Source organism: Rahnella sp. PAMC25617 (assembly GCF_050606005.1).
Lineage (GTDB): Bacteria > Pseudomonadota > Gammaproteobacteria > Enterobacterales > Enterobacteriaceae > Rahnella > Rahnella variigena.
Map to the genome: position 1 here is coordinate 55,453 of NZ_JBOCUM010000009.1, position 21,685 is coordinate 77,137.

Genomic DNA, 21,685 nt, shown 5'->3' on the forward strand with positions numbered 1-21,685 from the left:
ACTATCCGATGACGTACGGCAAATTAGTAAAGAGCGTGCGCATATAATCCAGAAAAAGATTTAGCATCCACGGCCCCATCAGAATACCGACAGTCACGATCATCAGTATTTTTGGAATAAATGATAATGTCATTTCATTAATTTGCGTGGATGCCTGGAATATGCTGACCAGCAATCCGGTGAACAATGCGGCGAATAACAAAGGTGCCGCAATCATTAACCCGACTTTCATGGCCTGAAACCCCATCGCCATTACACTTTCCGGTGTCATTTTTCGTCCTGTTTAACTGTTTAACTGTTTAACTTTTTAACTATTCACTGCTTACTGTTCACGGCTTAACTAAAGAAACTTTGTGCCAGTGAGCCCATCAGTAATTGCCAGCCATCCACCAGAACAAACAGCATCAGTTTGAAAGGCAGCGAAATGGTCGCAGGGGGAACCATCATCATGCCCAGCGCCATCAGTACGCTGGCGACTACCAGATCGATAATCAGGAAAGGAATGAAAACAGTGAAGCCAATCTGGAAACCTGTTTTCAATTCACTGGTCACGAACGCGGGCAGTAAAATGCGCAGAGGCACTTCTTCCTTACTTTGGAAGTTTTCTTCTTTAGCCATGCGCGTATACAGCGCCAGATCGGTTTCGCGGGTTTGTTCGAGCATAAATCTGCGCAGTGGCTGAACGCCTCGTTCCAGCGCGGTTTCCATGCTGATTTTATCTTCCGATAAAGGCTGCCAGGCGTCTTTGTAGATCTGATTAAAGACCGGAGACATAACATAAAACGTCAGGAACAGCGCCAGCCCCAGTAAGACCTGATTGGGCGGTGTAGAGGGCGTACCGAGTGCATTGCGCAATAGCCCTAACACGATGATCACTCGGGTAAAACCGGTCATCATCAGCAGTATGGCGGGCAGGAAAGTGAGTGAGGTCAGCAGAACCAGTGTCTGCACCGGCAGTGACCAGCTTTCCCCATCGGCTGAACGGGTCAGCATCACATCACCGTTGGCAGCAAAAACATCACGGGCAGGTAACATCAGCCCGACAATCATTAAAAGAAACAGTCCCGAAGGCAGCCACCGGCGGGAATTATGACGTGAAAATAAACTCATTCCGCTGGCTCCGTCTTACGTTTTTTCAGCAGATTCATCAGCGTGGACTGGAAATCGACAGACGCTGATACAATCTGTGTTGCACCTTCATCAGGGGGCTTATCAAAGGTGGCGAGACAACTGATCTGGCCCGGCGTGACGCCAAGCAAAACTCTTTTATCATTCATATCAATGACGACTACACGCTCGCGCTGCCCCAGAGAATGACTGGCCACCACAGAAAGTATCTGGTTGCTTTTAGGGTGATTGCGGGCAAACCCTGTGCGACGTGCAAGCCAGGCGAATACGGCAATGATCATCAGTATCAGCACCAGCGCACCGCCGACGTTCACCAGGATTGAACCGGGCATGGCCGTATCGACAGTCGAAGGAAGGGTCTGAGTGTGGGGCTGCGGGGTAGTCTGCATCATCATTACCTGCTCAGGCGATACATCCGCTCTGAAGGTGTAATAATATCGGTAATGCGTACGCCGAATTTATCGGAAACCACCACCACTTCACCCTGAGCAATCAGATAACCATTAATCAGAATATCCAGGGGTTCACCCGCCAGACCTTCCAGAGAAACAACCGATCCCTGGCTCAGACGTAATAATTCCTTGATCGTCATTTTTGTCCGGCCTAATTCCACCGTCATTTTGACCGGAATATCGAGGATCAGATTGAGATCCTCTGAAAAGTTTGTCACCTGTGCCTCTTTTGTGGAGGAGTTATCCGCGGCTTGTTGTTCACTCATCGCATCACCCCAAAGATCATCGATGGATTCTTTATCAGAACCGCCCGAAGTTGTAGTGTCAGTCATTGGGGAATTACTCCTTTTTTAAAGATAATAAAGCGGGATTCATCATTTGCTCTACTTTCAGAGCATATTGGTTATTGACACAACCATATTTTCCCGAGAATACAGGAACGCCATCAACACGAGCTTCAATGCTCTCTTTTTTATCAATGGGAATAATATCCCCTTTCTGCATATTCATAACTTGCGAAAGGCGGGTGGAAATGTCGGAGAAATTCGCCACCAGCTCAAGTTCAGTATCTCTGACCTGAGAAGCAAGCGTACTCCGCCATTGCCGGTCTTCCTGTTTGGAATTTTCCATTGGCGGATTCGTCAGTAATTCGCGCAAAGGCTCGATAATGCTAAACGGGATACAAATATCAAACTCGCCCCGGTGCGGGCCAATTTCGACATAAAAAGGTGTGGTCACCACAATATCGTTAGGTGACGACGTAATATTGGTGAATTTCACCTGTATTTCTGCACGGACATATTCCGTTTTCAGTTTAAAGATGGAACTCCAGGCGAAATCGTACGCCTCCAGCGCCATCGTCAGCATCCGGTTTATCACGCGCTGTTCGGTCGGCGTGAATTCACGGCCGTCCGCTTTGGTAGGAAAACGTCCGTCTCCGCCAAATAAATTATCCACCGCCATGAACACCAGATTGGGCGAGAAGACAAATAACGCCGTCCCGCGCAACGGGTTCATATGCACCAGATTAAGGTTGGTCGGCACCGGAAGATTACGGGCAAACTCATGATACGGTTGAATTTTAATGCTTCCGGCAGTGATATCCGGGCTTCGACGCAGAAGATTAAACAGTCCCATACGAAACTGTCGTGCAAAACGTTCGTTAATGATCTCAAGTGAATGCAACCGTTCACGAACGACGCGACGCTGAGTATTCGGATCATAGGGTTTGATCCCGTCATCCTGCACTGCATTGTTAGCAGTGGTCTCGCTTTCTGCGTTGCTGCCGCCATTTAAAAGGCGGTCAATTTCAGCCTGAGATAATATACTGTCAGACATAGAAATTACCGTAAGATGAATGCGTTAAATAATACATCAGTCACTACCGCACTGTGATTCGGTGCGAGAGGTTTGCTGACGGTCTCTTTTATTTTCTCTGTTAATCCGGTCTTACCTTCATCAGAAGAGATATCTGTCGCCGTCTGATGTGCTAAAAGAATTAATAAACGACTCCGGACTTCCGGCATATATTCTTCCAGCAGGGACTTCGATTCCGCGTCTTTTACCCTCAGCGTGAGACCAATATAAAGCACGCGGTCTGAATCATTCGCTTCCGGTTTCAGACTGACGGTGAAGGTGTCCATCTGCACATATACCGGCACCGCTGGCGCCGCATTTTTTACCTTCGCCGGAGCATCACCCGTTGCTCCGGCTTTCATATTCTTCATTTCGTAAAATGTATAGCCAGCAAAAGCACATGCTCCCACAGCAATAAGCATCATTAATAACATAGCCAGGGAACTTTTTTTCCCACCCCCGCTGGCCTTCTGGTTCTTCTTGGACATTATCTGGAAAACCCTGTTGTAAAAATAAGCCGGCGAACAGGCCGTAATAGATGCTCTGATAAGCCGTGCATTCTATTACAGTCGGACACCAGAACAATTCACGAAAGAAATGAAATTAGTGTTGCCAATTCGCTCTATAAATTTTTATGTCAAACAAATGTATTAATACCGTTGGAATAATGGAGAGTTTTGTTACTTATTTCCGGCTTCTCATCGGCCAGATGCGCATTCTCCTGTCCGTCATCTTCTGTGGAGCCCCGGCCGGATGATCCGTCGGACTGCGCGGAGGCACTCCACGACGAAGAAGAGTCAGCGCCGACACTGCTTTGTCCCAGATGGATCCCCGACTCCGCCAGTGATGTACGCAAATGCGGCATCGCCGCTTCCAGCGCGGCACGCACCTGATGGTTCTCGGTGACAAAATGCAGCTGCGCCTGATCGTTATTCAACCGGAGGCTGATTTGCAGCGCCCCTAACTCTTCCGGATGAAGGCGTAACTCCGCATTGTGAATGCCGTTACGGGAAAAATAAGCCAGCTGCTGCCCTACGGCCTGTTGCCACGCCGGTGTGCCCAGCGCCTGATTAATCACCGCCGGAGACGTCGTGACGCCCGTTGCCGGAGCAGCCGTCAGCTCGCTGACTGGCGTAACGTGCGGTCGCAGGCCGGTTTCCGGTGTCAGCAATACGGAGCTTTCCTGTCTCACCGGCAGTGCCGGATTCAGTTCAAATCTGGCCGGTGCGGCGGCAGGTTCTTTTGGCGCAGCGTCGGTTTTCGTCATCACAGACAGAAAATCCTTATGCTGATCGGCGCTGGTCTTATCGGTTCCCTGCTTGCCTTCCAGCGAAGCCTGTGCGGCCAGTGCAGCCTGTGAGACGGCTTTCGGCTTCATGCTTTCCGGCATCATAAACGCACTGCCCGGACGTTCCTGGCTAAGCGCAGCCTGAACTTCAGCTACCGGATCTACCTGAGCTGGCATCACCGGTGCGTCAGCCGTGGGTGCCGGTTGCACAGGCACGGCAGCATTCTGCGTAACGATTTGCTGCAAAGCCAAAAGTTGCGGATCAACAAAAGGCGTCTCAGGCGTCTGCACTTCGGGTGCCGGTTGCGGCATATCCGTGATCAGATCCACCGGCGGTAACTCAGCGGGCAGTACGGGCACGGGAACAGGCACCGGCAGCGGTTCAGCTTCTGCACGGGCATTATCGGGCTCTGCCGTATCAGGTTGCGTCGCCTTCGTGTCCTTCGCGGGCAAGGCCGGTTTGGTCGGATAGGCTTTTTCGAGAGAGGTCGCGAAATTCACCTCACCGGTTTCAGGCGTGGTGCCTTTTTCCGGCATTTTAGTTGGGGTTACACCGCTGACGACAGAGCTGGCCTGGACAATCATAAAAGTTCTCTTCCCATGCAGGCACGCTGCGCAAATTCATCCATGAGCTTTTGCTCCTGTCGGTTCTCTTTCAGCATCCGTACGTCGTCTGCCCGGCTTTTCAGCGTTTCAAACGCATTGAGACGCTGCTTATCGTTTCGCCAGTTCAGCAGTGTTTCATTGACCGTGTTCTGGCATTTCTGCACCTGATTCGCCTGTTGCTTGACGACATTTCCCAGCGAATCAATGAAAGACTGGCGGTTGAGCAAATCAGCCACCGGGATCCCTTTACCGGACACCGTCGCCCGAAGCTGTTGCTGATATTCCAGCTCGAAACTTTCCAGCTGACCGAGTTGTGTCGCCGCCAGCGTATAAGCCTGCTGAACTTTGCCCAGCTCAGCGGTGGTATCTGTCAGTGTTTGCTCTGCAAGTTCACGCAGAAAATCCATCGGATTGGTGATAGCCATAATTAATTAGTCACCTCAGGCTTTGGGTTGGTCTGAAAAAATGGCATCAAGCTTGTCGCCCGCTTCCTGATAACCGCTGCTCTCGTAGATCGCCTGCTGTAAATAGGCTTCCATCTGCGGATACAGGCGAATGGCTTTATCCAGCAGCGGATCGCTGCCCGCCGCGTACGCCCCGACGCTGACCAGGTCACGGTTACGCTGATACGAGGAAAGCAACTGCTTGAAGTTTTGGACTTTTTTGTAATGTACCGGCTCGATAAGCTCGGTCATCGCACGGCTGATGGAGGCTTCAATATCAATGGCCGGATAATGGCCGGATTCAGCCAGACGACGCGACAGCACAATGTGTCCGTCGAGGATCGCACGGGCGGAGTCGGCGATCGGATCCTGCTGATCGTCGCCTTCCGTCAGAACGGTGTAAAACGCGGTGATCGACCCCCCTTCTTTCACGCCATTCCCCGCACGTTCAACCAGTGCCGGTAATTTCGCAAACACAGAAGGCGGATACCCTTTGGTCGCCGGAGGTTCGCCGATGGCCAGCGCGATCTCACGCTGCGCCATCGCATAGCGAGTCAGGGAATCCATGATCAGCAGGACATCCAGCCCGTTGTCGCGAAAATCTTCAGCGATACGCGTGGCATACACCGCGCCCTGCATACGCAGGATCGGTGAAACGTCCGCCGGGGCGGCAATCACAACAGAACGCTTGCGCCCTTCTTCGCCGAGAATATTTTCGATGAAGTCTTTCACTTCGCGGCCACGTTCACCAATCAGGCCGACGACAATCACATCGGCTTTGGTGTAGCGGGCCATCATGCCCAGCAGCACACTTTTCCCGACGCCGGAACCGGCAAACAGCCCCATACGCTGACCACGACCGACGGTCAGCAGGCCGTTAATCGCACGGACGCCGACGTCCAGCACATTTTTAATCGGGTCACGTAACAGCGGATTCACCGGTGGCGTAAACAGCGGGCCGTGTTGTGCCGTGACCGGCGGCGGCAGGCCATCGAGCGGACGGGCGCTGGCATCCAGCACGCGCCCCAGCAGTTCTCTCCCCAGCGGCAATTGCTTGCCTTTGCTGGCTCCTTCCCCGCTTTCAAGCGCATAAACCCGTGCGCCCGGTAAAATGCCATCGACATTTTCCAGCGGCATCAGATACAAAATCTGGCCGTTAAAGCCGACCACTTCGCTTTCGACTTTATCCACGCCTTCGCGGGAATGACGTTCCACGATGCACAATGTGCCGATGGGCAGTTTCAGCCCGACGGCTTCCATCACCAGTCCGGTGGCGCGGGTTAATTTGCCGTACTGGCGAAAAGGCGGCAGCGAGGTCATCAGCTTCTCTTTTCTGTCGATAGCCTCCAGCCATTTTGCGAGACGCATCGTCATGCCAGATAATCCTCACGACTCAGCTCGCACAGTTCCTGCCAGCGGGTATTCATGGTCGCATCGAACTCGCCTTCTTCCGACGTGATCCGGCATCCGCCCGGCAAGATTTGCGCGTCGCCACGGATATCCCAGCCCATCGACGCCAGTGATTTACCGACGTTATCCTGAACCAGCGCCAGATCATCAGGATTGACCCACAGAATCGCGGTGCCCTTGAACAGCGTTTCCTGCTGTAACAGCTGCTGAATTTTCTCCAGCAAGACGTCGTTATCGCAGGTGATATTTTTGCCCAGAATGGAGCGTGCCGCCGTCAGCGACAACTGCACCAGACGCGACGGGATCACGCTGTCGAGGTTGCTGAGGGCAATTTTGAACTCTTCCAGCAGCCGGGCAAAATGCTCGCCGGTTACACGCTGCTGCGCGCCGGCCTCAGCCAGACCCTGTTCAAAACCTTCTTTGTGCCCCTGAGCAAATCCCGCCTCGTGCCCCTGTTTTTTACCTTCTTCCACACCACGAGCCTGCCCTTGAGCAAAGCCTTTTTGTTCGGCCTGCTGGCGGATGCGGGATAACTCGGCCTGCAATAATTCATCAGACTGATAGGTTCCCGGCGTATCAATAATGTCATGTTCAGGCTGGCTGAAATCGTCCAGCAGGTTCTGCGGCTTCCAGACCTGCCAGTCAGGCTGCGTTTCGCGATCAGACGTAGGCATCTTCGCTTCCTCCAATCACCACTTCGCCGGTTTCTGCCAGACGGCGGACAATCAGCAAAATGCTCTTCTGCTCGGCTTCCACCTGAGACATACGGATCGGACCGCGTGAACCCAGATCCTCTTTCATGATGTCAGCCTGGCGACGGGACATATTGCGGAAGAACTTCTCACGCAGCGGCCCTTCGGCACCTTTGAGGGCAACGATAAGTGATTCGTTTTCGATTTCCTGCAGGATGCGCTGAATGCTGCGGTCTTCGATTTCCACCAAATTTTCGAACAGGAACATCTCGTCGATAATCTTCTGCGCCAGTTCCTGATCGAACTCGCGAACGGCTTCGATAGCCGCCTCTTCCTGCTGAGATTTCATCAGGTTGAGAATTTCTGCCGCAGGACGCACACCGCCCATTTTGCTGCGCTTGAGATTCTGACCGTGCAACAGACCGTTGAGCACTTCGGTCAGTTCCTGCAAGGCCGCAGGCTGAACGCCGCCGAAGGTGGCAATACGCAACATGATGTCGTTACGTTCGCGGTCATCGAATTTACTCAGCACATCCGCAGCCTGACCGCGTTTGAGGTGAACCAGAATGGTGGCAATAATCTGCGGGTGTTCGTCGCGGATCAGGTCGAAGACGGTCTGCGGCTCCATAAAGTTGAGCGTCTCGATACCGTTGGTGCCCTGCTGGCTATCCAGCAAGTCCTCGAGCAGGCTTGAGGCACGCTCTTCGCCCAGCGCCTTCACCAGCACACTGCGCAGATACTCATTGGTATTCACGCTCAGTGCCGCGTATTCACTGGAATCCCGCTGGAATTCCTTCAGAACTTCGGCCAGTTGCTCATGAGTGAAGCCGCCCATATTGACCATTGAACTACTGATCAGTTTGACTTCATGGGTGTTGAGGTGTTTGAACACCTCGGCCGCCAGCCCGTCACCGAGCGTCAGCATGACGATCGCACTTTTATCTGAGGCATTCATCAGGACTTCATCTCCTTATTCATCCACTGGCGAATGACCAGTGCAATAACCCGTGGCTCCTGCTGTGCCAGTTCGCGCAGGCTCTGGGTATTAAGTTCCGTTTCAACGCGCTGCTCGGCCTTGGCTCTCGCGCCGCTTTCTGCACGGCGTGCGCTGGCATCCAGTTCTTCCTGACGTGCCTGTTTCTCAAGCTCCAGCCGTTGCAACACCAGTTCCTGATTACGCAGCCAGGCAGGCTGCACGGCTTTACGCCACAGGAACCAGGCCACGAGGGCAATCAGCAGATAACGGGCGGCAGACATCAGCAGGTTGATGAAGCCTTCCTGTTTCCAGAACGGCGGTGCCGGTTCTTCTTCCACCGGGGTAAATGGCGAGTTCACAATGTTGATGGTGTCGCCACGTGCGGCGGAATAACCCATCGTCTCTTTCACCAGCGCATTCACCTGCTCCAGTTGCTCCGGCGTTAACGCCACCGGCGTGCCGTCTTTACCCGGCAGATAGTTGACGACCACGGCAACAGAAAGCCGTTCGATGCTGCCGGTACTGCGCTTGATGTGCGTCAGCGTACGGTCGAGCTCATAGTTAGTGGTGTTGTCTTTGCGGTTGTTAAACGGCATCGGCGTAGCCACTGTCGTTTCAGCCGTGCCTGCCGCCTGAGTGGCGTTGTTGTTTGCCGCATTGGCCCCCTGCGCAGGTTGATTCGCTACCGGCGGCTGGGTAATGGGCGCGGTCGCCGGCACAGGTGGCTGATTGCTCAGCGCCCCCGGCACACCACCGACGCCATTTTTGCTGCCCTGTTCGGCATCACTGGTCTGGCGGCTGCGGATCGCCATTTTGTCCGGCGATGAATTGGGCTGGTATTGCTCGGCGGTTTGTTCGTGCTGAGTGAAATCAATCTGTGCAGTCACCTGCGCCTTAACGTTATTGCGCCCGACAATCGTGGCGAGGATCGTCTGGATACGCTGCTGGTAATCCGCTTCCACTTCGCTGGTGTATTTGAGCTGCGTCGTCTGCATCGCCTGACCGCCACTTTGGGTCAGCAGGCGTCCGCTCTGATCGACGATGGTGACGTTATCAGCATTCAGCCCCGGCACTGCGCTGGAAATCAGATACGTGATCGCATTCACCTGCCCGGAATCCAGCGTGCGTCCGTTGCTCAGCGTCACGGTGACCGCCGCAGAAGGTGGCTTCTGTTCGCGGACAAACATAGAAGGTTTTGGCATAGCCAGATGCACGCGGGCATTCTGAACTGTACCGAGCGTTTCGATGGTGCGGGCAAGTTCGCCCTCCAGCGCGCGCTGGAAGTTAACCTGCTCACTGAACTGGCTGATGCCAAATTTTTCCTGATCGAGCAATTCGAAACCTACGGCGCCGCCCTTCGGCAAACCGAGCTGGGCGAGAGTCAGCCGTGCTTCGTGAACTTTATCCTCAGGTACCATGATCGCCCCGCCGCGTTCCTGAAAGCGGTAAGGCACATTCATTTGCGTTAATTGCGCCACGATAGCGCCGCCGTCCTGATCGCTGATATTGCTGTACAGGACGCGATAATCTGGCGATTTCGCCCAGAAGATCAGGGCAATAATGATTGAAATAGCCGCAGACGCGCTGATGAGCAATATAATTTTAGGACTCGAACGTAAACGTTCTAATGCTGCCATCAGATTAGCTGTACTTTTGTTTTTAATACCGTTTGTTGTGGCATTCATGCCGTAGTCCTGTAAAAAAATAAATGACGCAATGCAGGCGTATTGTTGCGAATCAGCACTCCGGATACGGATAAGAGAAAGCGAAGCAGTAAATACACAGACAGATTTCCAGTCGCGTATTATCTTCTAATTGCGTTTTTTTTAAACATCAATAAGCTGAAACTTCTGTCAGCTATTCGCATTATTTTATTTACATGACCTTATGTTAGGCTGCAGTTATTAAAAACCCACAGAGAGAATAACGGCGAGCTTATTAAGCCGATATAAAGGAATTTCTGATGTCTATTCAATCGATGAAAGGCGTTCTGGATCAAATTAGCTTCCAGGCACAGCAAACGTCGGCCACACAAAAAACACCGTTCATTTCTGATAATAAAAATGTTGAGAAAAAATTACAATTTTCAGACATTTTATTCGACAGTATTAACAATATCAGCCAGGTGCAGAACACCGCCAAGACACAGGCGCAGGACTACATGACCGGTGCGACCGACATCGGGCTGAACGATGTCATGGTTTCTATGCAGAAATCGTCTGTGGCACTTAATCTGGGTATCCAGGTGCGAAATAAAATGGTCAGTGCTTATCAGGAAGTCATGAGTATGTCTGTTTAAAAGACGTGTTATCTGATGACATAACAGTATCGGAAAAAAACCTCTTTTAAGAAATATGTTCAATATGGCCGGCTGGTCATTTTTTATTTCTTCGCTGTCAATATCTGCCGTACCAACCTACAGGAGATCATCACCTTCCTTATCAATTGGGGAATATGCAGGCAGATATGTCAGTTATTATCCCTTTGGGAATTAAATTCCATCAGTAACAGTTGAACAATTGAAATATGCGACTTCAGGAAGAACTCTCCGATAAAGATTTGCAAAAGATTGCAGAGCTTATCTATCAACGCGCAGGGATTGTATTAAATAGCCAGAAGCGAGACATGGTCTATAACCGTTTGTCCCGCAGGCTACGTGAACTGAAATTAACCCGTTTTGCTGATTATGTGAGTCGCCTGGAATCCAATCAGAACAGCCCGGAATGGCAGCTATTTATTAATGCGCTGACCACCAACCTGACGTCATTTTTCAGGGAGTCTTATCACTTCCCTATTCTGGCAGAACATGCGCGCAACCGGCCAAATTACACCGTGTGGTGTACCGCAGCATCGACCGGTGAAGAGCCTTGTTCCATCGCCATGACGCTGGATGAAACGTTGGGGCGTCCTGTGGCAGGACCGCGAGTCTGGGCAACGGATATCGACACAGAAGTATTACAGAAAGCCACGAATGCGGTGTATCGCCTGTCCGATCTCGACAGTTTAACCGCTGAACAGAAGCGAAATTATTTCCTGCGCGGCACCGGCGATCAGGAAAATCTGGTGAAAGTCAGAAAAGAATTACTGGCCAGTATCCGCTACCAGCACCTTAATTTGCTGAGCCCGAACTGGGATGTTCCGGCGCCGTTTGACGCCATCTTCTGCCGTAACGTGATGATCTATTTTGATCAGAAAACGCAGGAGCAACTGATGAAACGCTTCGCCACCATGCTCAAACCGGGAGGCATTTTGTTCGCCGGCCATTCTGAACATTTTAACAGTAAGAATGGTCCTTTCCGCCTGCGTGGTCAGTCAGTGTATTCCCTGGCACGGGAGAAATAATGAAAAAGATACGAGTACTTTGTGTTGATGATTCGGCACTCATTCGCACCATTATGAGTGACATTGTGAATCATCAGTCTGATATGGAAATGGTGGCCACAGCACCGGATCCCATCATTGCCCGGGATTTGATCAAGCGATTTAATCCGGACGTTCTGACGCTGGACGTGGAAATGCCACGGATGGACGGTCTGGACTTTCTGGAACGCCTGATGCGTCTGCGCCCTATGCCGGTGATCATGGTGTCCTCGCTGACCAGCCGGGGATCGGAAATAACACTGAGTGCTCTGGAACTGGGGGCTCTGGATTTTGTCACCAAGCCTGAGATGGGGCTGAAAGACGGCATGATGCAGTATGCGGAAATTATTGCAGAAAAAATCCGCATGGCTTCCCGGGTGCTGGTCTGCCGCCGGGACCGTCATCCCAACGTCACTGCGGTGATTTCCAGTCCGCTGGTCGGCAGTGAAAAAATCATTGCGATTGGTTCCTCCACCGGCGGTACCGAAGCCCTGCGTCAGGTGTTACTTCCGATGCCGATGACCAGTCCGGGCATCGTGATTGCTCAGCATATGCCGCCCGGCTTCACGCGTTCTTTTGCAGAACGCCTCGACAACTTGTGCCAGATTTCGGTGAAAGAAGGTGAGGACGGCGACCGCGTTCTGCCGGGTCATGCCTATATTGCGCCCGGCGACCGGCACATGGAACTGATCCGCAGCGGCGCGAATTACCACATCAGACTGAATCAGGCTCCGGCGGTTAACCGCCACCGCCCTTCCGTCGATGTGCTTTTCCGGTCAGTCGCCAAATCTGCCGGCAAAAATGCAGTGGGCGCAATCCTGACCGGCATGGGCAGTGACGGTGCTCACGGATTACTGGAGATGCGCAACTCCGGCGCGCATACCCTGGCACAAAGCGAGAAAACCTGCGTGGTCTTTGGTATGCCGCGCGAGGCAATCGGGCTGGGCGCGGCGTGTGAGGTGACTGATTTACATGACATGACGCAGCACATCCTCAACGGGGTGGTGGGTCAGGCCCGGCGAATTTAACACCTGTTATGGCACCTGCTATCGGGTGTCTTTTGTTTTTCTACCGTTTTGTATTTTCACAATTTTCACCCTTTAAGGACGAGTAAATGGCAGATAAAAATTTGCGCTTTTTGGTTATCGATGATTTCGCCACCATGCGCCGCATTGTCCGCAACCTGCTTCAGGATTTGGGATTCAAGAATGTTGAAGAGGCCGAAGACGGTCAGGATGCGCTGACTAAACTGCGCGCCTCGACCTTCGACTTCGTCATCAGTGACTGGAATATGCCAAACCTGGACGGCCTGCAACTGCTTTCGGAAATGCGTAAAGACGATGCACTGAAAGCGATTCCGGTGCTGATGGTGACCGCTGAAGCGAAAAAGGAAAATATCATTGCGGCGGCACAGGCTGGCGCGAACGGGTATGTGGTGAAGCCTTTCACCGCGGCAACGCTGGAAGAGAAACTCAATAAAATCTTCGAAAAACTGGGATGGTAATCAGAGGATGAATACAACAACAAACCAGGCGTCAGCAAAAAACTTCAAAGACATTTTTTCCCGCATTGGTCAGCTCACCCGTCTCCTGCGCGACAGTGTGGCCAATCTGGGTCTGGATCGCGCCATTATGGATGTGGCGGAAGCGATCCCCGATACCCGGGAACGTCTGAATTATGTCGTGGGGAAAACCTCGCAGGCAGCCGACCGCGCATTAACCTGCGTGGAAATTGCGCGCCCGCTTCAGGATTCCCTGAGCGAACAATCCTCCGGCCTGAAACAACGCTGGGATACCTGGTTTGAAAATCCGGTTGAGCTGTCAATGGCGCGGGAACTGGTCGCAGACACACGCGCCTTTCTCGATGAAACGCCGGTGATTGCCCGCCAGACCAATGAACAGCTCATGCAAATCATGATGGCTCAGGACTTTCAGGATCTGACCGGTCAGGTGATCCAGAACATGATGAAGCTTATCGAAAACGTGGAGCAGGAGCTGATTCAGGTTCTGGTAGAAAACATGCCGGGCATGATGCCAGCGTCCACCAGCGAGCCGGAAGACAGCCTCAAAAACGGGCCGCAGATCAATCAGTCCGTGGCAGGCATTGTCGCCTCGCAAGATCAGGTCGATGACCTGCTCGATTCGCTGGGATTCTAAACATCATGCGGTTCTGTTTCCTCCTCTCTTCTTCTCTGCATTCCGCCCTGCGCGGTCACTTCACGGGCTGCTCTTATGTCTGAAGAAAGTGATGTAGAAAAAACAGAGGAACCCACACCCACCAGGATATCGAAAGCCCGCGAAGAGGGGCAGGTTCCGCGGTCGAAAGAGCTGACATCTTTACTGATGCTGCTGGTGGGCTGGATGCTGATCATGCTCGGTGGCTCGCATCTGGCCGGAAAGCTCAGCTTGCTGTTGCACAACGGGCTGACCTTTGACCGTCTGGTGATGCTCGATTCCAGACTGATGCTTCTGCGCGCCGGTGAGTTATTCAGCATGGCGGTATTTTCCGTGCTGCCCATTTTAGTCGGGCTGTTTTTCACCGGGCTGGCCTCGCCGCTGTTACTGGGCGGTCTGAATATCAGCGGAAAATCATTAAAAATGGATCTCAAGCGTTTGAATCCTTTATCAGGACTCAAACGCATGTTTTCCACACAGGTGGTGTCGGAATTACTGAAAAGCCTTCTGAAAGTCACCCTGGTGGGATGTGCAGCCGGGGTTTACCTGATGAGCGCAAAATCCCACATGATCCAGCTGATTTATGAACCGGTCGCGATCGGGCTGAAGGATATGCGATCGCTGGTGTCCGGCTGTCTGCTGGTGGTGATCCTGGCCCTGATCCCGCTGGTGGGTTATGACGTATTCCATCAGATCATGAGTAATCTGAAAAAGTTACGCATGAGCCGTCAGGAAATACGTGATGAATTTAAACAGCAGGAAGGCGATCCGCACGTTAAAGGGCGTATCAAACAGCTGCAACGCGCCGCTGCCCGTCAGCGAATGATGGAAGACATTCCTCAGGCTGACGTGATTGTGAATAACCCGACCCACTATTCCATTGCCCTCAGCTACAAAGAGGACGGAACAGGCGCGCCAATGATGCTCGCCAAGGGCGCGGGCGATATTGCATTACGCATCCGTGAAGAAGCGGCTAAGCACAATATTCCGATGCTGGAAGCCCCGCCGCTGGCGCGTGCGCTTTACCGGCATTGCGAAATTGGCGAACAAATCCCGACCGAATTATACGGTGCCGTCGCAGAGGTCCTGGCCTGGGTATACGGCCTGAGACGCTGGAAAAAAGGCACCGGCGCCCTTCCTAAAAAACCTGAGAACCTTCCGGTGCCTGCTGCACTGGATTTTGCACAAGAGAGTCATGAGTGATGGCCAATTTAGCCACCAAATTACGTTTACCGGATTTTAAACAGACGCAATGGCAAATACTGGCAGGTCCGGTATTAATCATGACCATTCTGGCCATGATGATTTTGCCGCTGCCGGCTTTCATTCTGGATTTGCTGTTTACCTTCAATATCGTGCTGTCGCTGATGATTTTGCTGGTGGCGATGTTTACGCAGAACACCCTGGAATTCTCCGCGTTTCCGACGGTGCTGTTGTTTTCCACGCTGTTGCGGCTGGCGCTGAACATTGCGTCGACCCGTATCATCCTGATGTATGGGCATACCGGTGAAGGGGCGGCCGGTCAGGTGATCGACGCATTCGGACACTTTCTGGTGGGCGGTAATTTTGCCATCGGTATCATCGTGTTCGTCATTCTGGTGATCATCAACTTCATGGTTATCACCAAAGGTGCCGGGCGTATCGCCGAAGTTGGCGCACGTTTTGTCCTCGACGGGATGCCGGGCAAACAGATGGCGATCGATGCGGATCTGAATGCCGGGATCATCGGCGAGGAAGAAGCCAAAAAGCGCCGCAGCGATGTGACGCAGGAAGCCGACTTCTACGGTTCCATGGACGGTGCCAGTAAATTCGTGCGCGGTGATGCCATCGCTGGGTTGCTGATCATGGCCATTAACGTGATTGGCGGACTGATGATCGGCACGATGCAGCACGATATGTCTTTCGCCGAAGCCGGTGCAACTTACACCCTGCTGACCATCGGTGATGGTCTGGTGGCGCAGATCCCCGGACTGGTGATCTCTACCGCCGCCGGTGTGATCGTGACCCGCGTGGCGACCGATCAGGACGTCGGCGAGCAGATGGTGGGTCAGCTGTTTAATAATCCACGCGTCATGGTGCTGGCCGCCGGTGTGATCGGCTTGCTGGGGCTGGTGCCGGGGATGCCTAACTTTGTCTTCCTGCTGTTTACCGGCGGCTTACTGGCCCTGGCCTGGTGGATGCGCGGACGTCAGACCGACAATCCGTCAGCCCGCAAACGCCCGATGAGCAAAGACGCTCAGGCGGCGGCGAAAGCCGAAGCTGACGCGGCGCAGGTCACCGAAGCCTCCTGGGCAGACGTGCAGCATGAAGATGTTCTGGGGCTGGAGGTCGGATACCGCCTGATCCCGATGGTAGACAGTGAACAGAAAGGTCAGCTGCTGACCCGTATTCGCGGGATCCGTAAGAAATTTGCTCAGGAAATGGGATTCCTGCCACCGCCGGTTCACATCCGCGACAACTTAGATCTGGCCCCGACGGATTACCGGATCCTGCTGAAAGGCGTTGAAATCGGACGCGGGGAAACTCAGCCTGAACGCTGGATGGCGATCGATCCGGGTTGTGCTGAAGGTGAATTGCCGGGTGTACCTTGTCAGGATCCGGCCTTTGGTTTACCTGCGGTGTGGATCGACGAAGTCATGCGCGAACGGGCTCAGGCGCTGGGTTACACCGTGGTTGATCCGAGTTCGGTGATCGCCACACACCTTAATCACCTGATTTCCCTGCACACGGATGAGCTGTTTGGCCGCCAGGAAACGCAGCAACTGCTGGATCGCCTGACGAAAGACATGCCGAAACTGGTTGAGGATCTGATCCCCGGCGTGATTTCGCTGACCACGTTCCACAAAGTGCTGCAAAATCTGCTGTCGGAGCGGATCTCCATTCGCGACGTGCGGACGATTATTGATACGCTGGCGGAATTCGCTGGCACGATTGCCGATCCTGACGATCTGACGGCGCACGTTCGCATCAGGTTAGGTCGCGCCATTACTCAGAAATGGTTCCCCGGCAATGGCGAAATGCAGGTGATCGGACTGGATCTGAATCTCGAACGGTTGCTGACCCAGGCGACACAAAGTGGCAGCGCCATCGAACCGGGCATTGCAGAAAATATTATGCTGCAGACGGAAAAAGCCATTGCCCAGCAGGAAGCCAGCGGAGCGCCGCTGGTATTGCTGGTGAATCAGCCTCTTCGCTTCATGTTGTCCCGCTTCCTGCGCCGCGTCTATCCGCAGCTGACCGTGTTGTCGAATCAGGAAATCAGCAATAACCGTAACGTCCGAATGTCTTACATCATCGGGGGCAAAGAATGAAAATTCGTGCCCTGACCACCGGGCTTACGCTGTTATTCCCGCTGGCGGCTGCGGCTGCCAGTGGTTCATGGAGCGGAGATTCTGCCGGCGGGAAAGTCAGCGTGGGCAATCAGACGTTAACCAGTCGCCCGCTAAACACGACCCTCCCGCCAGCGGCGACCCTTAGCCGGATTTCGTGGCGTATCAGCCTGCTCTCTGCGCCGCCTCCGGGTTTGCAGATTAAATTATGCAGTCAGGAAAAGTGCATCAGGCTGGATTCATTATCGGGGCAGAAAAGTGTGGGTTCATCGCTGACGGCGCGCGGACCCTTTTATTTTGTCTATACGGTGGAAAGTCAGGGACAGCTATTGCCGCCCCTGAATGTGGTGAAGAATCAGCTTACGATTAATTATTATTAACAAGTCACTGTGGCTAATTGAATTACCTGTTAAGAATAATCAGTATTCAATTTTGCCGAAGAGTAGCAAGCAAGGTGAGAGGGGTGCTCAATGCTATGCTAAGGCTATATTTGGTTAACCAAAATAGCCTCTCCGGGGATTAATGGAACGCGGAGGTAAATTGAGATGAATACGCCTCGCTGTACTTCTTCCCGCGATGTAAAGATGACATCTCCTTTTTTAGTACATCCAGTCTGCTTTTCAGCGTTTTTTCAATTTCGTCTTCACTTTCGATCAGGCTTTTCAGAATAAAGCTCAGTGACGTCTTCTCATCTGGCAATATATCTTCCGGCTGATTACTGATCACATCATTCAGTTTAGTAATATACACTTCGGCAAGCTGGATAAACTCTTCCCACTTGCCCTGCTTTACCATTTCCAGCAGATGTAAGTTCAACTGATAAATCTCTTCATACTCTTCGCATACCGTGTTACCCATAATTTTCCAGCCTTTTTTTAGGTTCAATTTCCTTCCATGTCGTGGCAAGGTTTGTCAGTATTTCACTCACACTCGTGAGTCCGTCCGGAGAGTTTTGCCGGTTAGCATCCAGCAAGGTTCGTGACATATAGTCATATAACCTCTCCAAATCTTCCGCGATGTGTTGTCCCTTTTCATGATCCAGAGACGTTCGCAATCCGTTATCAATAATATTGATAGCCCGGGAGATCATTTCTCCCCGCCTGGCAATATTTCCCATCTCAAAATAGATTTTGGCGCGCAGTACGGCGTTATTCGCGCCTTCATACAACATGGTAATCAGCTCATGTGGCGATGCGCCAGCCAGCTGACTTTCCAGATCAACCTGCGCGTAAGCCTTACTTCCCGATTTTGAATACATGGTGGTTCCGCTTTCTCCCGGCAGGAGGGCAAGCCTCCTGCAAGGTCATTATTCGTTAAAATTAAACCATCAGAGTGACGATAAAAGGCCGTTCATCTGATTTTGCAGGCTGTTCAGCTGTGACATGGTGCTGTCCAGCGCCGAGAACTGAACCCGGTAACGTTCGACCTGTGCGTCGATCAGTTTCTGGGTTTTATCCAGCTGGGTCTGCATGATTTTGACCTGTTCATCCAGGCTGTCAGTGGACGTTTTAATCAAACCGTCAGTTTTGGTGTCCGGATCACCCACATATTTGGTGATGATGGTGCCGAGTTTGACGGCCATCCCTTCGTTAGTGCCGCGTCCCATGAACATATCGGCAATACCGTCTGGATTATCAGCAATGGCGGCATCAATTTTGCTTTCATCCAGCGTCATCTGGCCGGTGGCCGCATCAATTTTGATGCCGATATCCGCCAGTGAGGTGATGTCGGCATCCGAAGAACCGTAGGTGCCGTTCACCGCAGTACGCAGCTCACTGACCATGCCGCGCAGGGTGGAATCCCCCATCAGTGCGCCGCTTTCACCATTTTGCGTGGCGACCTGATCGTCTTTCAGACCTGACGTATCATTCTGGACATATTTGCTGGCTGCGGTGGTCATTTTCAGCAACGCGTTGTACTTCTCAACGAAGTCTTTCACGCTGGTTTTGATGGCCCCGGTATCACGGGTCATCGTCAGCTGTTCTGATTTATTATCTTCCGACACTGCTTTGAGCTGCAGGGTGACGCCGCTGATAATATCGCTGATGTTGTTGGAAGAACGGGTATATGAGCTGCCATCAACTTTGAGCTTTGCATCTTGCGCTTCGGTCACTAAATACATGCCGTCGCCGTTATCGGGGCCATTAACTGGCCGGCCGCCGGCCGAGGTATTCAGCATATCGCCGAGTTTGTCATCGCCCTCGACCTTAACGCTGATTTTACCGTCGCTGCCGGTGCTTTTTGAACTCAGTACCAGCTGATAACCGTCGTTGGTGCGCTGCACGCTGGCGCTGACACCACCGTCTTGTTTATTGATGGCCTTGGCAATCTGGTTCAGTGAGGTTTCATCATCCTTCAGCTCAACCGTGGTGGTTTTCGCTGAATCACCGGAGCCGGTCGTAATGGTGACCGTGCGGATACCGTTATTCGCCTCGCCTTGCGCATCGTCGGCACTGTCCACGCCTTCGGTTTTGATTTTGTGCGCCATCGCCAGCTGTTCAACCGTGACTTCATGGCTGTCGGCATTGGCGCCGGTAGTGGCTGTCGCGCTAAACGCTTTATTGGAGCTGACCGTTAAGGTGTTAAAGGCATCGTTAGACAGACTTTTTACGCTGGTTTGCAGCGCTGACATAGAACTGGAAATCTGACCCCACGCGGAAATCTTCGATTTATAGCTCGTTTGCAGCAAGGTATAAGGCTTCAGACGCGTCTGTTCCCCTGCCTTGATCTGCTCAAGCATGGTTGCTGTGTCAAGACCGGATCCGATACCCAATGATGAGAAGGAAGCCATTATATTCTCCTGTATAGAATGTATTTTATTTCAAAGTAACTTCACTATTAGATATCGGTTCAGACAATATAAAGTTTAATTCTTTGTCATTTACCCATCAACCATAACGCCCGATAAAAACATTCCCTGCTTCTTTTCACCCAATAGATTTCAGAAATCAGCGGTTATTTCACTTATTCCGATCCGCAAACTTCACAATTAGCGACAAAAGTGCGTTCTTTTATGGTGATTATGATGTAAATAAAAAAATCCCTCTGCTAAAAACGTTATTAACATTCTCACCTTCAATTTTAACAAAAGTATAATTTCTGACCGCCCAGCAAATTAATTTAAAAAAAGACTTTAGAGATTTTCCGGCACTCCGATGATTTAAGTATGCGAACGAAATAACGCATCACTCAATTTAAATACAGTTGCAGTGTTACATTATAAATACTCGAGGAAATCTCAATGGCACAAGTTATTAATACCAACTCCCTGAGCCTGGTAGCACAGAACAACCTGAATAAATCTCAGTCTTCACTGGGTACCGCTATTCAGCGTTTATCTTCCGGCGTGCGTATTAACAGCGCGAAAGACGATGCTGCGGGTCAGGCGATCAGCAACCGTTTCACCTCTAACATCAACGGTCTGACGCAGGCTTCCCGTAACGCCAACGACGGTATCTCCATTGCGCAGACCACTGAAGGCGCACTGAACGAAGTCAACGACAACCTGCAGAACATCCGTCGTCTGGCTGTGCAGTCTCAGAACGGCACCAACTCAGAATCTGACCGCAAGTCCATCCAGGACGAAATCGACGCGCGTCTGGCTGAAATCAACCGTATCTCTGAACAGACTGAGTTCAACGGCGTGAAAGTCCTGAGCTCAGACCAGACCCTGAACATTCAGGTCGGTTCTAACGACGGTCAGACCATCGAAATCAACCTGAGCAAAATGAACTCCACCACCTTAGGCATGGATGGTTTCGACGCCACTAAAGTCGCCACCAAACTGAGCGTCGGTTCTAAAGTCAGCGGTGATGCTTCCGGTACTGCAGCCAATGCGGTTCTGAGCCAGACTGATATGGATAACATGAAAACTGAAGCCTTTGGCTCAGGCGGCACCGGCGAAATCTACTCCACCAAAGACGGCAGCGGCAACACTGTTTACGTCGCTGTGGGTAAAGACTCTACCGGCGCGGATGTGGCTATCACCATGGACGCAACCTTCAGCGCAGGGTCCGGCGGCGCGGCTGATACGGTGACCTTCTCTGCAGGCACCACCGCGACTGCCGATCAAATGGCAGGCGTTGGTCAGCTGAAAGCGATTGACGATGCACTGGCACAGGTTGATGAACTGCGCTCCGGTCTGGGTGCGGTACAGAACCGTTTCGATTCTGTTATCAGCAACCTGAACAGCACCGTGAACAACCTGTCTGAATCCCGTTCACGTATTCTCGATGCTGACTTCGCGTCTGAAGTGTCTAACATGAGCCGTGCGAACATCCTGCAGTCCGCAGGCGTGACCGTACTGGCACAGGCTAACCAGGTTCCGCAGAACGTTCTGTCTCTGCTGCGCTAAGTGAGCTCGTAATACGCTACCAGACGTTATCCTTAATACCCCTGCCCTCACCGGCGGGGGTATTTTTTTAATAAAAGAAATTTTGTAATAAAGAGCTTTTGTAATAAGAGAGCTTTT

At 52.1% G+C, this 21,685-nt stretch carries 24 protein-coding genes; 9 read left to right on the top strand and 15 right to left on the bottom strand.

Going from position 1 to position 21,685, the window contains the following annotated elements:
* Position 1: 1 nt before the first annotated feature.
* The 12 genes from fliQ to fliF all read right to left on the bottom strand — a co-directional run bounded on the left by fliQ (position 2) and on the right by fliF (position 10,036).
* Complete coding sequence (gene fliQ, locus ACM615_RS12855; protein WP_112291438.1) at positions 2-271, bottom strand: flagellar biosynthesis protein FliQ; 270 nt, start codon at positions 269-271, stop codon at positions 2-4.
* A gap of 65 nt (positions 272-336) precedes the next feature.
* Positions 337-993 carry a flagellar type III secretion system pore protein FliP gene (fliP, locus tag ACM615_RS12860; RefSeq protein ID WP_232829978.1) on the bottom strand — a complete coding sequence of 219 codons (657 nt, stop codon included), beginning with the start codon at positions 991-993 and terminating at the stop codon, positions 337-339.
* A gap of 113 nt (positions 994-1,106) precedes the next feature.
* Positions 1,107-1,523, bottom strand: coding sequence for a FliO/MopB family protein (gene fliO, locus ACM615_RS12865; RefSeq protein WP_431012002.1), 417 nt, complete (start codon positions 1,521-1,523; stop codon positions 1,107-1,109).
* Positions 1,523-1,912, bottom strand: a complete 390-nt coding sequence (fliN, locus tag ACM615_RS12870; protein WP_112291435.1) for a flagellar motor switch protein FliN — start codon at positions 1,910-1,912, stop codon at positions 1,523-1,525. Before fliN ends, fliO begins: the two co-directional genes overlap by 1 nt.
* Before the next feature lie 7 nt (positions 1,913-1,919).
* Positions 1,920-2,918, bottom strand: coding sequence for a flagellar motor switch protein FliM (fliM, locus tag ACM615_RS12875; RefSeq protein WP_112291433.1), 999 nt, complete (start codon positions 2,916-2,918; stop codon positions 1,920-1,922).
* A 5-nt stretch (positions 2,919-2,923) separates the two neighbouring features.
* Complete coding sequence (gene fliL, locus ACM615_RS12880) at positions 2,924-3,424, bottom strand: flagellar basal body-associated protein FliL (RefSeq protein ID WP_129639226.1); 501 nt, start codon at positions 3,422-3,424, stop codon at positions 2,924-2,926.
* A gap of 149 nt (positions 3,425-3,573) precedes the next feature.
* The gene (locus tag ACM615_RS12885; protein ID WP_431012003.1) at positions 3,574-4,809 is read right to left on the bottom strand and encodes a flagellar hook-length control protein FliK; all 1,236 of its coding nucleotides are present in this window, start codon (positions 4,807-4,809) and stop codon (positions 3,574-3,576) included.
* Positions 4,806-5,255: a flagellar export protein FliJ gene (fliJ, locus tag ACM615_RS12890; protein ID WP_431012004.1), complete on the bottom strand. Its 450-nt coding sequence runs from the start codon at positions 5,253-5,255 to the stop codon at positions 4,806-4,808. Before fliJ ends, ACM615_RS12885 begins: the two co-directional genes overlap by 4 nt.
* A gap of 15 nt (positions 5,256-5,270) precedes the next feature.
* Entirely contained in the window at positions 5,271-6,647 is a 1,377-nt protein-coding gene (fliI, locus tag ACM615_RS12895; RefSeq protein ID WP_113878046.1) for a flagellar protein export ATPase FliI, read from the bottom strand.
* Positions 6,644-7,357, bottom strand: coding sequence for a flagellar assembly protein FliH (locus ACM615_RS12900; protein ID WP_279919453.1), 714 nt, complete (start codon positions 7,355-7,357; stop codon positions 6,644-6,646). The genes fliI and ACM615_RS12900 overlap by 4 nt, the downstream gene beginning before the upstream one ends.
* Complete coding sequence (fliG, locus tag ACM615_RS12905) at positions 7,344-8,330, bottom strand: flagellar motor switch protein FliG (protein ID WP_112287671.1); 987 nt, start codon at positions 8,328-8,330, stop codon at positions 7,344-7,346. Before fliG ends, ACM615_RS12900 begins: the two co-directional genes overlap by 14 nt.
* Positions 8,330-10,036, bottom strand: coding sequence for a flagellar basal-body MS-ring/collar protein FliF (gene fliF, locus ACM615_RS12910; protein ID WP_129639229.1), 1,707 nt, complete (start codon positions 10,034-10,036; stop codon positions 8,330-8,332). The genes fliG and fliF overlap by 1 nt, the downstream gene beginning before the upstream one ends.
* A gap of 278 nt (positions 10,037-10,314) precedes the next feature.
* Here fliF and fliE point away from each other — a divergent pair, with 278 nt between their 5' ends.
* The 8 genes from fliE (at position 10,315) to ACM615_RS12950 (ending at position 17,594) form a co-directional block, all read left to right on the top strand.
* Entirely contained in the window at positions 10,315-10,650 is a 336-nt protein-coding gene (gene fliE / locus ACM615_RS12915; protein ID WP_129639230.1) for a flagellar hook-basal body complex protein FliE, read from the top strand.
* Between the two features lie 227 nt (positions 10,651-10,877).
* On the top strand, positions 10,878-11,693 hold the full coding sequence (locus ACM615_RS12920; RefSeq protein WP_120163529.1) for a CheR family methyltransferase: 816 nt from the start codon (positions 10,878-10,880) through the stop codon (positions 11,691-11,693).
* On the top strand, positions 11,693-12,739 hold the full coding sequence (locus ACM615_RS12925) for a protein-glutamate methylesterase/protein-glutamine glutaminase (protein WP_120163528.1): 1,047 nt from the start codon (positions 11,693-11,695) through the stop codon (positions 12,737-12,739). The genes ACM615_RS12920 and ACM615_RS12925 overlap by 1 nt, the downstream gene beginning before the upstream one ends.
* Positions 12,740-12,825: 86 nt before the next feature.
* On the top strand, positions 12,826-13,215 hold the full coding sequence (gene cheY, locus ACM615_RS12930; protein ID WP_112287676.1) for a chemotaxis response regulator CheY: 390 nt from the start codon (positions 12,826-12,828) through the stop codon (positions 13,213-13,215).
* Positions 13,216-13,222: 7 nt separating this feature from the next.
* Complete coding sequence (gene cheZ / locus ACM615_RS12935; RefSeq protein ID WP_112287677.1) at positions 13,223-13,867, top strand: protein phosphatase CheZ; 645 nt, start codon at positions 13,223-13,225, stop codon at positions 13,865-13,867.
* A gap of 75 nt (positions 13,868-13,942) precedes the next feature.
* A complete protein-coding gene (gene flhB / locus ACM615_RS12940) occupies positions 13,943-15,088 on the top strand; it encodes a flagellar biosynthesis protein FlhB (protein ID WP_112287678.1) in 1,146 nt (381 codons plus the stop codon).
* Positions 15,088-17,196, top strand: a complete 2,109-nt coding sequence (flhA, locus tag ACM615_RS12945) for a flagellar biosynthesis protein FlhA (RefSeq protein WP_113878041.1) — start codon at positions 15,088-15,090, stop codon at positions 17,194-17,196. Before flhB ends, flhA begins: the two co-directional genes overlap by 1 nt.
* A complete protein-coding gene (locus ACM615_RS12950) occupies positions 17,193-17,594 on the top strand; it encodes a flagellar protein FlhE (RefSeq protein WP_113878040.1) in 402 nt (133 codons plus the stop codon). The genes flhA and ACM615_RS12950 overlap by 4 nt, the downstream gene beginning before the upstream one ends.
* A 139-nt stretch (positions 17,595-17,733) precedes the next feature.
* On the opposite strand, the gene ACM615_RS12955 is transcribed toward ACM615_RS12950, so the two are convergent.
* The 3 genes from ACM615_RS12955 to fliD all read right to left on the bottom strand — a co-directional run bounded on the left by ACM615_RS12955 (position 17,734) and on the right by fliD (position 20,005).
* The gene (locus ACM615_RS12955; RefSeq protein ID WP_232829827.1) at positions 17,734-18,072 is read right to left on the bottom strand and encodes a flagellar protein FliT; all 339 of its coding nucleotides are present in this window, start codon (positions 18,070-18,072) and stop codon (positions 17,734-17,736) included.
* The gene (fliS, locus tag ACM615_RS12960) at positions 18,065-18,472 is read right to left on the bottom strand and encodes a flagellar export chaperone FliS (protein WP_112287681.1); all 408 of its coding nucleotides are present in this window, start codon (positions 18,470-18,472) and stop codon (positions 18,065-18,067) included. Before fliS ends, ACM615_RS12955 begins: the two co-directional genes overlap by 8 nt.
* A 69-nt stretch (positions 18,473-18,541) precedes the next feature.
* The gene (fliD, locus tag ACM615_RS12965; RefSeq protein ID WP_129639232.1) at positions 18,542-20,005 is read right to left on the bottom strand and encodes a flagellar filament capping protein FliD; all 1,464 of its coding nucleotides are present in this window, start codon (positions 20,003-20,005) and stop codon (positions 18,542-18,544) included.
* Positions 20,006-20,455: 450 nt separating this feature from the next.
* Between fliD and ACM615_RS12970 the strand changes: the two genes are divergently transcribed.
* On the top strand, positions 20,456-21,568 hold the full coding sequence (locus ACM615_RS12970) for a FliC/FljB family flagellin (protein WP_159282328.1): 1,113 nt from the start codon (positions 20,456-20,458) through the stop codon (positions 21,566-21,568).
* The last annotated feature ends 117 nt before the right edge of the window (positions 21,569-21,685 follow it).